Origin of the sequence: Futiania mangrovi (genome assembly GCF_024158125.1) — a bacterium.
GTDB classification, from domain to species: Bacteria; Pseudomonadota; Alphaproteobacteria; order Futianiales; family Futianiaceae; genus Futiania; species Futiania mangrovi.
This window is the reverse complement of sequence record NZ_JAMZFT010000002.1, coordinates 523,264-533,844: the sequence shown is the minus strand read 5'-3', so window position 1 is coordinate 533,844 and position 10,581 is coordinate 523,264. Positions and strand designations below refer to the sequence as shown.

General features: G+C 69.0%; 12 protein-coding genes. 5 read left to right on the top strand and 7 right to left on the bottom strand.

From position 1 onward, the window contains the following. Positions 1–8 precede the first annotated feature (8 nt). The 3 genes from NJQ99_RS09430 to NJQ99_RS09420 all read right to left on the bottom strand — a co-directional run bounded on the left by NJQ99_RS09430 (position 9) and on the right by NJQ99_RS09420 (position 4,187). Positions 9–722 carry a Bax inhibitor-1/YccA family protein gene (locus NJQ99_RS09430; protein ID WP_269332576.1) on the bottom strand — a complete coding sequence of 238 codons (714 nt, stop codon included), beginning with the start codon at positions 720–722 and terminating at the stop codon, positions 9–11. A 137-nt stretch (positions 723–859) separates the two neighbouring features. Continuing rightward, on the bottom strand, positions 860–3,433 hold the full coding sequence (locus tag NJQ99_RS09425) for an ABC transporter permease (protein ID WP_269332575.1): 2,574 nt from the start codon (positions 3,431–3,433) through the stop codon (positions 860–862). Positions 3,434–3,437: 4 nt separating this feature from the next. Next, positions 3,438–4,187, bottom strand: coding sequence for an ABC transporter ATP-binding protein (locus NJQ99_RS09420; RefSeq protein ID WP_269332574.1), 750 nt, complete (start codon positions 4,185–4,187; stop codon positions 3,438–3,440). 18 nt (positions 4,188–4,205) lie between these two features. On the opposite strand from NJQ99_RS09420, the gene NJQ99_RS09415 reads away from it, so the two are divergent. The 3 genes from NJQ99_RS09415 to thpR all read left to right on the top strand — a co-directional run bounded on the left by NJQ99_RS09415 (position 4,206) and on the right by thpR (position 6,629). Further along, positions 4,206–4,949 carry an arylesterase gene (locus NJQ99_RS09415; RefSeq protein WP_269332573.1) on the top strand — a complete coding sequence of 248 codons (744 nt, stop codon included), beginning with the start codon at positions 4,206–4,208 and terminating at the stop codon, positions 4,947–4,949. A 69-nt stretch (positions 4,950–5,018) separates the two neighbouring features. Next, positions 5,019–6,059, top strand: coding sequence for an aldo/keto reductase (locus tag NJQ99_RS09410; protein ID WP_269332572.1), 1,041 nt, complete (start codon positions 5,019–5,021; stop codon positions 6,057–6,059). Between the two features lie 36 nt (positions 6,060–6,095). Then, positions 6,096–6,629 (top strand): RNA 2',3'-cyclic phosphodiesterase, encoded by a 534-nt coding sequence (gene thpR / locus NJQ99_RS09405; protein WP_269332571.1) that lies wholly within the window; start codon positions 6,096–6,098, stop codon positions 6,627–6,629. 9 nt (positions 6,630–6,638) lie between these two features. On the opposite strand, the gene NJQ99_RS09400 is transcribed toward thpR, so the two are convergent. Both NJQ99_RS09400 and NJQ99_RS09395 read right to left on the bottom strand, forming a co-directional pair. Then, on the bottom strand, positions 6,639–7,238 hold the full coding sequence (locus tag NJQ99_RS09400; RefSeq protein WP_269332570.1) for a hypothetical protein: 600 nt from the start codon (positions 7,236–7,238) through the stop codon (positions 6,639–6,641). 93 nt (positions 7,239–7,331) lie between these two features. Further along, complete coding sequence (locus NJQ99_RS09395; RefSeq protein ID WP_269332569.1) at positions 7,332–7,886, bottom strand: hypothetical protein; 555 nt, start codon at positions 7,884–7,886, stop codon at positions 7,332–7,334. Positions 7,887–8,046: 160 nt separating this feature from the next. Here NJQ99_RS09395 and NJQ99_RS09390 point away from each other — a divergent pair, with 160 nt between their 5' ends. Beyond that, complete coding sequence (locus NJQ99_RS09390; RefSeq protein WP_269332568.1) at positions 8,047–8,775, top strand: NAD-dependent deacylase; 729 nt, start codon at positions 8,047–8,049, stop codon at positions 8,773–8,775. A 21-nt stretch (positions 8,776–8,796) separates the two neighbouring features. Here NJQ99_RS09390 and NJQ99_RS09385 read toward each other — a convergent pair whose 3' ends face one another. Next, the gene (locus NJQ99_RS09385) at positions 8,797–9,225 is read right to left on the bottom strand and encodes a metallopeptidase family protein (protein WP_269332567.1); all 429 of its coding nucleotides are present in this window, start codon (positions 9,223–9,225) and stop codon (positions 8,797–8,799) included. A gap of 127 nt (positions 9,226–9,352) precedes the next feature. Between NJQ99_RS09385 and NJQ99_RS09380 the strand changes: the two genes are divergently transcribed. Then, entirely contained in the window at positions 9,353–9,646 is a 294-nt protein-coding gene (locus tag NJQ99_RS09380; protein ID WP_269332566.1) for a 4a-hydroxytetrahydrobiopterin dehydratase, read from the top strand. Positions 9,647–9,652: 6 nt separating this feature from the next. Here NJQ99_RS09380 and NJQ99_RS09375 read toward each other — a convergent pair whose 3' ends face one another. Further along, positions 9,653–10,420 (bottom strand): 3-hydroxyacyl-CoA dehydrogenase, encoded by a 768-nt coding sequence (locus NJQ99_RS09375; RefSeq protein WP_269332565.1) that lies wholly within the window; start codon positions 10,418–10,420, stop codon positions 9,653–9,655. Positions 10,421–10,581 lie beyond the last annotated feature (161 nt).

Genomic DNA, 10,581 nt, shown 5'->3' with positions numbered 1-10,581 from the left:
CGCGTGCCCTATTCCCGGTTGCCGAAGAAATGCAGGAGCATCATGAACAGGTTGATGAAGTCGAGATAGAGCCGCAGCGCGCCCATGATCGCCTTCTTGCCTGCCGTCTCGCTGCCGTCGCTTTCGGCGTACATTTCCTTGATCGCCTGAGTGTCGTAGGCGGTCAGGCCAGTGAAGATCAGCACACCGATGACAGAGATCGCGAACTGCAGCGCGCTCGACGCGAGGAAGATGTTAACGACCATCGCGATGATCAGGCCGATCAGCCCCATGAACAGGAAGGAGCCCATGCCCGTCAGGTCGCGCTTCGTCGTGTAGCCCCACAGGCTCATCGCGCCGAACATGGCCGCCGTGATGAAGAAGGTGCGCGCGATGCTCTCGCCGGAGAAGGCCAGAAAGATCGTCGAGAACGCAACCCCGTTCACCGCCGCATAGACCCAGAATGTCGTCTGGGCAGCGGCGAAGCTCATCTTGTGGATACGGAAGCTCAGGAAGAACACGAGCCCAAGCGGCGCCAGCATGGCGACCCACATCAGCGGCGTGCCCATGACCGCGCCATAGAGCGCCGGAGTGGCCGCGAACAGCAGCGCAACCGCGCCCGTCAGCGCCAGGCCGACACCCATGTAGTTATAGACCCGCAGCATGTAGCTGCGCAGGCCCTGGTCGATCACGCCGGCTTCGGCATGCGTGCCGGCCGACATGCGACGCTCGTAGTTTGCCATCAAACGCTCCGTCAGAAGGTGAACCTCCGCGAGGATATTGGCATGCATTGGCAGCGGTTCAAGGAGAATCGGACCGAAAAGAGATCGAGTTCTCCAATGCTTACCCGTTAATTAACGCCACGGGCGCACCCGGCGCCCTATCCCGCCCCCTGGCGGAGGGGACCGGCGGGCCGCGCCGACAGCGTCCGCCAGCTGAGCGCGATGCCGATGCCGACCGTCACGACAAGCGTTCCGGCGACCGTCGCCAGCAGCGTCCAGGGCAGCACCGTGAAGCGCGCGCCCATGACCAGGTCGACCACGGCCCACGCTCCGACGGTGCCGAGCGCCGCCGACACGACGGCGGTCGCAAGCCCGAGCAGCGCGAACTCCGTCAGGTGCACCGCCGCCAGCCGCCCACGTGTCGCGCCCAGCACCTTCAGCACCACCGCGTCATAGGTCCGTGCCCGCTGTCCCGCCGCCAGCGCCCCTGCAAGCACCAGCAGGCCCGACAGGATCGTCACCGCCGAGATGCCGCGCACCGCCGCGCCCAGGTTCTCGACATAGGTCGCCACCGTCTCCAGCGCGTCGCGTACCCGGATCGCGGAGACATTGGGGAAATCCTGCGCCACCGCGCGCTCGACCGCGGCCTCGGCCGCCGGCGTCATCTCGGCCGTGGCCAGGACCGTCTGCGGTGCGCCTGCAAGCGTGTTCGGCGTGAAGATCATCAGGAAATTGATGCCGAGCGTGCGCCAGTCCAACTCGCGCAGGCTGGCGATTTCCGCCGTGATCTCGCGCCCCAGCACATTGACCGTGATCGTGTCGCCGATGCCGATGCCAAGCTCCATCGCCCCTTCCGCCTCGAACGAGACCAGCGGCGGGCCGTCGTAGTCCTCGGGCCACCACTTGCCCGCAACGATGGTCGTGCCCTCGGGCGGGCGGGCGGCATAGGTGAGACCGCGGTCCCCGCGCAGCATCCATTCCCCGCCCGGCGCGACCGTGGCCTCGCTCGCCGGCACGCCGTTGATAGCCACGAAACGGCCCCGCAGCATCGGGCTGCGGTCCACGGCACGCACGCCGGGTATGGCAGAGACCGCCTCCGCGAAGGCGTCCGACTGCGGGCCCTGGATGTCGATGAAGAAATAGGCGGGCGCGTTCTCGGGCAGGTCCTCCTGCACCTGGCGCGCGAGATTGCCGTCGACCAGCGAGACCGTTACCAGCACGGTGAGGCCGAGGCCAAGCGACAGCACGACCGAGGGCGCTGGGCTCCCGGGCCGATTGAGATTGGCGAGTGCGAGGCGCACCACCGCACCCGGCCGCAGCGCCTGCAGCGCGCGCGCCAGCCGGACCGCCAGCCATCCCGTCAGCCGCAGAAGCGCGAAGGCCGCGACCAGCCCTACCCCGAACCATATCACGAGAAGCGTGTCGCGCGCGGTCGCCAGTGTCAGCGCGGCAAGCACGATCAGCGCCCCGAACCCGAGGGCGGCGTCGCTCCACCGCACACGCCGCCCGGTCGCGGCGACGAGCGCCCGGAACAACCGCGCAGGCCGGACGTCGCGCGTCGCCGCCAGCGGCCATACCGCGAAGGCCAGCGCGACCAGGAGGCCGGATGCGCCGGCCACGGCAAGCGGCACGGGATAGAGCCCTGCCACCGCCGGAACCGGCAGAAGATCGGCCAGGAGGGCCAGTCCGACCGGCGGTATGACCGCACCAAGGACAAGCCCGCCGAGGATACCCGCGCCTGCGAACGCCAGCACTTCCAGCATGAACATGCGCACGATGAGGCCGTCCGTCGCCCCGATGCACTTCAGCGTCGCGATGGTGCCGATCTTGCCGTCGAGGTAGTCCTTCACGCCGTTCGCCACGCCAACGCCGCCGACGACCAGGGCGGTCAGTCCGACCAGCGTCAGGAACATCGCCACCCGCTCGACAAATTCGCGGACCTGCGGCGTGCCGTTGCGCCGGTCTCGCACCTGCCAACCTGCGTCCGGGAATTGCGCCTGCAGCGCAGCCCGCGCCTGTTCCACGTCCGCGCCGCGGGAGAGGGCCACACGGTAGTGGTAGTTCACGAGGCTGCCCGGCTGGATCAGCCCCGTTTCGGCGAGACTGTCGAACGCCACCATGACGCGGGGGCCCCAGGTCAGGCCTGCCGACCCGCGATCGGGGGTCGTCAAGATCTCGGCCCGCACCTCGTAGTCGAGCGTGCCGATCCGCAACGTGTCGCCGGGGGCAAGGCCCAGCCTGCGGGCGAGCGAGCCTTCGACGACGGCACCCCATGCTCCGCCAGTCTTCGCCAGCGCCGCGTCCACCGGTAGGGCCGGGTCGAACCGCGGCGTACCGTATAGCGGATAGGCCCCGTCGACCGCCGAGAGTTGCACGAGCGTGCGGCGCTCCTTCGTCCCGTCCGGCGCGATCCTTCCGGCCATCGCCCGCATGTCCGCCATCCGCGAGACGGTCCCGAGGTCTTCCAGGTAGGACTGTTGCTCCGGCGTCGCCTCGACATGGACGATGCGCACGGCGAGGTCGCCGCCGAGCAGCGCTGCGCCTTCCTTGCTGAGCCCGGCCTCGATGGAGGCGGCGAGCGAGCCGACCGCGGCGATCGCGGCAACGCCCAGCAGCAGGCAGGCCACGAAGATGCGCACGCCCTTCAGCCCGCCGCGCAGGTCGCGCCGGGCGAGCCGCGCCGCGAGGCGCCAGGAGGTCGCGGCACCCGGTTCTGCCGTACGGTCGGACATGGCCCTACTCCGCGACCGAGAGGCGTTTTTCCGGCGCCGCATGTGCGCCGGGCCGGATGCGCGCGATCAGGCCATCGTCGATCTCGATCACGCGGTCGCAACGGTCGGCAAGCGCCGGATCGTGCGTGACGAGGACCAGCGTCGTACCCTGTTCGGCATGCAGGTCGAACAGCAGCGAGACGATGTCCGCGCCCGTGCGCCCGTCGAGGTTTCCTGTCGGTTCGTCTGCGAGAAGCAGCCTGGGACGCCCCACCGTCGCGCGAGCCAGCGCGACCCGCTGCTGCTCGCCCCCTGAAAGCTGGCCGGGGTAGTGCCCCATGCGATGACCCAGACCGACGCGAACCAGCGCCGCCTCTGCCGCCTCGAACGCCTCGGGCTTTCCGGCAAGCTCCAGCGGCACGGCCACGTTTTCCAACGCGGTCATGGTGGGAATCAGGTGGAAGGACTGGAAGACTATGCCCACGGCATCGCGGCGAAAGAGCGCCAGCCGGTCCTCGTCCAGCGCCGTCAGGTCGCGCCCAAGGACCTCCACGGTCCCGGAACTCGCCCGCTCCAGCCCGCCGAGGATCATCAGCAGCGTCGACTTGCCAGACCCCGACGGCCCGACGATCCCCACCGTCTCGCCCGCGCCGACGGCAAGATCGATGCCGCGCAGGATGTTGACCGGACCGGCCTCGCTCCCCAATGTCAGGGAGAGGCCCGTCAGCCGGATGGCCGGTTCGGTGCGGTCGGCGGAACTTGATGAAACGGTCACGGGGACGTCCTCTCGACGATGCAGACGGACACAACATGCGCGGCCAGTGCCGCACTCCGGCGCGGCGGGGATGACGCGCCTTCCGGATATGGCGCCCGGGGCAGGATTCTCAATGCCGCGCGGCTTCGGACCTTATGGATTACGCTTGCTGCAGCCCTCTGGTTCATTGCTCTTGGCGCATCCGCGCAGGCGGAGGCGGTACGCATCCTCGCGTTCGGCGACAGCCTGACCGCGGGCTACGGCCTTGCACAGGGCGAGGGCTTCGTGCCCGCGCTGGAGCGGGAGTTGCGCGCCCGCGGCCATGACGTGACCGTGATCGACGGAGGCGTTTCGGGCGACACGACGGCGGGCGGCCTTGCCCGCCTCGACTGGTCGCTGGGCGAACGGGTGGACGCGGCCATCGTCGAGCTTGGGGCCAACGACGCGCTGCGCGGCCTGCCACCGGAGGCGGCGCGCGCCAACCTCGACGCCATTCTCGAAAAGCTCGCCGACCGCGGCATTCCGGTGCTGCTCGCAGGCATGCGCAGCCCGCCCAACCTGGGGCCGGAGTATCGCGCCGCGTTCGAGCCGATCTATCCCGAGCTTGCCGAGAAACACGGTACCCTCCTCTACCCCTTCTTCCTCGATGGGGTGGCAGCGGACGCCTCCCTCAACCAGGCGGACGGAATCCACCCGACCGCGGAGGGTGTGCAAGTCATCGTGGACCGCATCGCGCCCTTCGTGGAAGATCTGATCGGGCGGGTGCAGGCGCGCGCGCAATAGTCTCGTCACCAGGGCGCGCAGGGGTGTCGCGCCGCAGTCGCGTTTTCCAGCAGGGGGATACCGGACAGGATGAAGATGACGCCGCTCGGCCGCAGCGGGCTGACCGTGAGCGAGGTCTGCCTGGGCACTATGACCTTCGGGGAGCAGAACAGCCGCGAGGACGCCTTCGCCCAGCTCGATCTCGCCCAGGACCGGGGCATCAATTTCCTCGACACCGCAGAGCTTTACGCCATTCCGCCCCGTACGGAGACACACGGCAAGACCGAGGAGTACATCGGCGACTGGTTCGCCGCGCGCGGCAACCGCGACCAATGGATCGTGGCGAGCAAGGTGGTCGGCCGCTCCGCCATGGACTGGTTCCGTCCGTGGGACGGCGAGACCCGCGTCGACGAACGCAACATCCGGTATGCGATCGAGGGCAGCCTGAAGCGCCTGAAGACCGACCGCATCGACCTCTACCAGATCCACTGGCCGGACCGGCCCATGAAGATCTTCGGCGCGGTCGGCTACGACCACCAGCCGGGCGACGCCGTACCCATCGAGGAGCAGCTTGCGCTCCTCAAGGCCCTCGTGGACGAGGGCAAGATCCGCGCGGTCGGCCTGTCGAACGAGACGCCGTGGGGCGTGATGCGCTTTCTCGAGGCTGCCGACCGCCTCGGCCTGCCCCGCGTCGCCTCCGTGCAGAACGCCTACAGCCTGCTCAACCGGGTCGACGACACCGCGCTTGCCGAGGTGCTGATCCGCGAGGAGGTGGGCTACCTGCCCTACTCCCCGCTCGGCCAGGGCGTGCTGACCGGCAAGTATCTGGGCGGCGCGCGGCCCGAAGGCTCCCGCAAGGTGCTGTTCGACCGGCTGCAGCGGTACGAGACGGAAGGCGTCGAGACGGTCATCCGGGCCTATTGCGACCTTGCGCAGGCGGCTGGGCTGACGCCCGCGCAGATGGCGCTCGCCTTCGTGCGCCAGCGGCCCTTCGTCACCTCCACCATCATCGGCGCGACGACGCTTCCGCAGCTTCAGGAGAACCTGTCGGCCTTCGATGTGACGTTGAGCGCGGACGTGCTAAAAGGCATCGAGGCGATTCACCGGCTGCGTCCCAATCCCTGTCCCTGACGGGGTCCGCGGCCCGGGCGAACGGAGGGCGGCCCCATGCGGCGCATCTTTGTCGGTCTTGCCCTGCCGGAGGACGTGCGCGACCGGATCGCGATGATCCAGACCGGCCTGCCCGGCGCGCGCTGGGTGAAGCACGAGAGCCTGCACCTGACCCTCGCCTTCATCGGGGAGACGCCGGAGCACCTGATCGAGGACGCGCACAGCGCGCTCTCGGTCATCCGCGCGCCCTGCTTCGACCTGCGCCTGTCCGGCGTCGGGCAGTTCGGGGACGCGAAGCCCCGCGCGGTCTGGATCGGCGTTGAGAAATGCGACGCGCTCGTCACGCTGCAGGGCCGGGTCGAGACGGCGCTGCGCCGCGCGGGGCTCGACATCTCGGCCCGCAAGTTCATGCCACACGTGACGATCGGGCGGCTGAAGACCACGCCGCCTGACCGCGTCGGCCGCTACATCCAGCGGTTCGGCCTGTTCTCGACCGGTCCCGTGCCCGTACGGGAGTTCCACCTGTTCGAGAGCCACCTTCTCTCCGACGGAGGCGTCTACGAGGCGCTGGCCGATTACGAACTGGTCTGACGTCCCGCCTCAGAACGCACCCTGCCGCCCACCGCCGAGCGCCCAGCCGAGGGCGCCGAGAACGCCGCTCAGCACCCAGCCGAGGCCCTGGCCGATCTGGCCCATAACCTCTCCGGCGTCCCGAAGGAAAGCCCCCGCCCGCGCACCGGCGCCCGGCCGCTCGGTTCCATCGGGCTTGTAGAGATTGTCGATCTGCCCCTTGAGGTCGTCCACCTGCTCCTTCAACTCCCGCAAGCCTTCGAGTTCCTCCTCGGACAAGGCGTCGCTGCACACCGCCAGCACCGCGTCGATCGTGAACTGCAGCTGCTTCAGATCCTGATAGGCCGCCTGAACATAGGCGGATTTCTCAACCTTGTTGCCTGCCCGGTCCAGGGCATCGGCCTGGCTCAGGTTGCGCATGAAGCGATTGTAGAAGGTGTAGACGTCCGCAGCCATGGCGCGGCACGCGCGGAAGGCGCGTTCGTCGTCGGTGCTGACGGCGACCACCATGGCCGAGGCGCTTGCTGGTTGCGTGCCGGGTGCGGTCATCAGCGTTGCGAACGCGTCGGCGTCTGCCGGCGCGCCGCCGAACGCGCCGGGGGCCACGGGCGGCAAGTCGATCTGTGTCATTCGGGCTACTCCTCGAATATATCGCGGCGGAACCGAGGGGCCGGTCGGCCGCGCCGGGAAACACGAAGGTGAAATCCCACCGGGAACAGGCGATCAGAACGCGCCCTGGCGCCCGCCGCCGAGCAGCCAGCCGAGACCGCCCAGAACTGCGCCAGCCGCCCACGCAAGCCCCTGGCCGATCTGGCCCATCACCTCGCCCGCGTCCTGCAGGAAGGCGCCCGCCCGCTCGCCCAGCGTCGGCTGATCCGACTCGAAGCGGCGGAGCAGACCGTCGACACGCGCCTTGATGTCCTGCATCTCCCGGATCTCTGCGTCCGACAAGGCGCCGATCTTCACGCAGTTGCCGAGCAGTTCCTCCAGCGTCCACAAGAGTTCCTGCAGCTTGGCGTATGCCTTGTCGGCATAGCTCTGCGCCACGCGGTCCTGACCCATGTCCTTGTACTGGAGCGCAAGCCGCATGTTCTCCTGCGCCTGGCCATAGTCGCGCCGCGCATGGCCGATCAGATCGCGGCAGGCGCGGAAATCGTCGTCCTCGCCCACGCCCGCCACCAGCGTCGCTTCCGCCGGCATCAGGCTTGCGAACTCCGCCGCCTCCGGTTCTGTCGCGCCGAGCGGCGCCGCGCCGAAACCGGTCTCGATACCCGTCATAACGCAACTCCATATGCTGCCGCAGCGCTTGATCGCGCCGCGGTTTCGATGATCCTGAGATGTGAGGGAAGGTGCTGTTCACGGCGGGGTCACCCCCGCTCAGCTGGGTGCCTTATTCCAGACCTGCCCCCCGAACGCAAGACCCGGAGACGCCCCACCGATGACGCCGAACAAGCGCGCCCTGCACCCCTCGATCGTGATCCTGACCGGCGCCGGCATCTCGGCGGAATCGGGGCTTGGCACCTTCCGCGACGTGGGCGGGCTGTGGACGCGCTACAACCTTGAGGACGTCGCGACGCCGGAGGGTTTCGCGCGCGATCCCCAACTGGTCCTCGCCTTCTACTCCGCGCGGCGGGAGAACCTGGCGGGCGCACGCCCCAACCCCGCGCACCTGGCGATTGCCCGGCTGGAACGCGAGTGGGCGGGAGAGGTGCTCGTCGTGACGCAGAACGTCGACGACCTGCACGAGCAGGCGGGCAGCACGCGCCTTCTCCACATGCACGGAGAACTCGCGAAGACCCGCTGCATGGCCTGCGGCGACGTGTGCACCGACCGCGCCGCCATCGATCCCGGCAGGGCCTGCGCCGCCTGCGGTCATACCGGCGAATTGCGCCCCGACGTGGTGTGGTTCGGGGAGATGCCCTACCACATGGACGAGATCGAGGTGGCGCTTTCCGATTGCGCCCTGTTCGCGGCCATCGGCACTTCGGGCAGCGTCTATCCGGCGGCAGGCTTCGTGCGCGCGGCCCGCGCCGCGGGTGCACGCACAGTCGAACTCAATCTCGAGCCGTCGGAGGTGCGCAGCGCCTTCCACGAGGGGCGGTATGGCCCGGCGAGCGAGGTCGTACCGGCGTGGGTGGAGGATCTACTCTCGGGGCGGACCGGGTAGCCTCCCGGCCCTACCGGGCGCTCAACGGGCCGCCGCCTCGATCGCCTCCATGTCGTCGTCCGAAAGGCCGAAATGGTGCCCGATCTCGTGCACGAGCACATGGGTCACGAGATCGCCGAGCGTCTCCTCGTGCTCCGCCCAATAGTCGAGCAGCGCCCGGCGGAACAGGACGATGCGGTTGGGGGCTTCCGGCGCATCGAAGCTCGACGCGCTCGCAAGGTCGATCCCCTCGTAGAGCCCGAGGAGGTCGAACGGCGTTTCCAGTTCCAGGTCCTCGGCGGTCTGCTCGTCGGGGAACTCGACGACGAGGATCGCGATGTCGCCGCAGCGGCGCGCGAACACCTCCGGCAGGCGTGCGAAGGCGTCCTCCGCGATCTGCGCGAGGTCGTCGATGCTCGGCGCCATCATGTGCGCCCAGGCGTTTTCCCGTCCGTCTGCCCTGCTGGCCATGCTGTACCCCATCCTTGCCTGGTGCCGGAACAAACCTTGACGTGCGGCCCGCGTCCTGTTGGTCTCCGCCCCGAGCGGGGCACGGCCGCCGCCCGTCTGGCGGCACACCTAGGGAGAGGCGACCACCATGTCGAACGACAAGCTCGAAGGCGACGCGCGCGACGCGGCAATGAACACCCTCGACGGCTGGGCCGAGGTCTATGGCCGCGACGCCATCACCAAGACCTTCACCTTCCGGGACTTCAACGCGGCCTTCGGCTGGATGACCCGGGTGGCTCTGGCCGCCGAAAGGATGGATCACCATCCCGAGTGGTTCAACGTCTACCGCACGGTGGACGTTACGCTCTCGACCCATGACGCGGGCGGGCTGACGCAGCGCGACATCGACCTTGCCCGCATCATGGATCAGTTCGCGGCCTGACCGGCCCTACTTCGGCGCCATGCGGATCGCGCCGTCGAGGCGGATCACCTCGCCGTTGAGCATCGAATTCTCGGCGATGTGGACCGCCAGCGCGGCGTATTCCGCCGGGCTGCCGAGGCGCGAGGGGAACGGCACCTGCGCGCCCAGCGAGTCCTGCACCTGCTGCGGCAGCGACTGCAGCAGCGGCGTCAGGAACAGCCCCGGCGCGATCGTGCACACCCGCACGCCCAGGTTCGCGAGGTCGCGCGCGGCGGGCAGGGTCATGCCCACGATGCCGCCCTTCGAAGCCGCATAGGCCACCTGCCCGATCTGCCCGTCGAAGGCGGCGACCGAGGCCGTATTGACGATCACGCCGCGCTCCCCGTCCGCGGTCAGTGGCTCGGCTTCGCTCATGCCCGCGGCCGAGTGCGAGAGGCAGTTGAAACTGCCGATCAGGTTGACGGCGATGACCTTGTTGAACAGCGCCGGATCGTGCGCGCGGCCCTTGGAGACGGTCTTCTGTGCGGGGCCGATGCCGGCGCAATTGACGAGGACGCGCTCCTGCCCGTGCGCGGCGCGCGCTTCCGCCAGCGCCCGCTCGACGTCTTCGGGCTTCGTCACGTCGCAGGCGCAGAAGACACCGCCGATCTCGCCCGCGACCTGCGCCCCGCGCTCCGCGTTCATGTCGAACAGGGCGACCTTCACGCCCTTGGCAGCCAGCGCCCGGGCCGTCGCCTCGCCGAGGCCGGAAGCCCCGCCCGTCACCACTGCTGCAATGTTCCCGTCCAGCTTCATCGCGTCCCTCTCGTCTTGCACCCTTGTTATCCGGCCGTGCCGCCTGCCTCTTGAAGCGGCGGCGGGTGCGCGACCATATCGCGTTTCGGGACAGGCGCCAGTCCCCCTCGCCCCGCATCCGCTTGGATCGCGACAGGGGCCTTGGCCGAGGATGGAGGAAG

What these genes read in the sequence shown, in the direction of transcription:
- NJQ99_RS09430 (WP_269332576.1), bottom strand. Translation starts at nt 722, where the DNA reads ATGGCAAACTACGAGCGTCGCATGTCGGCCGGCACGCATGCCGAAGCC.
- NJQ99_RS09425 (WP_269332575.1), bottom strand. Translation starts at nt 3,433, where the DNA reads ATGTCCGACCGTACGGCAGAACCGGGTGCCGCGACCTCCTGGCGCCTC.
- NJQ99_RS09415 (WP_269332573.1), top strand. Translation starts at nt 4,206, where the DNA reads ATGCAGACGGACACAACATGCGCGGCCAGTGCCGCACTCCGGCGCGGC.
- NJQ99_RS09410 (WP_269332572.1), top strand. Translation starts at nt 5,019, where the DNA reads ATGAAGATGACGCCGCTCGGCCGCAGCGGGCTGACCGTGAGCGAGGTC.
- thpR (WP_269332571.1), top strand. Translation starts at nt 6,096, where the DNA reads ATGCGGCGCATCTTTGTCGGTCTTGCCCTGCCGGAGGACGTGCGCGAC.
- NJQ99_RS09400 (WP_269332570.1), bottom strand. Translation starts at nt 7,238, where the DNA reads ATGACACAGATCGACTTGCCGCCCGTGGCCCCCGGCGCGTTCGGCGGC.
- NJQ99_RS09395 (WP_269332569.1), bottom strand. Translation starts at nt 7,886, where the DNA reads ATGACGGGTATCGAGACCGGTTTCGGCGCGGCGCCGCTCGGCGCGACA.
- NJQ99_RS09390 (WP_269332568.1), top strand. Translation starts at nt 8,047, where the DNA reads ATGACGCCGAACAAGCGCGCCCTGCACCCCTCGATCGTGATCCTGACC.
- NJQ99_RS09385 (WP_269332567.1), bottom strand. Translation starts at nt 9,225, where the DNA reads ATGGCCAGCAGGGCAGACGGACGGGAAAACGCCTGGGCGCACATGATG.
- NJQ99_RS09380 (WP_269332566.1), top strand. Translation starts at nt 9,353, where the DNA reads ATGTCGAACGACAAGCTCGAAGGCGACGCGCGCGACGCGGCAATGAAC.
- NJQ99_RS09375 (WP_269332565.1), bottom strand. Translation starts at nt 10,420, where the DNA reads ATGAAGCTGGACGGGAACATTGCAGCAGTGGTGACGGGCGGGGCTTCC.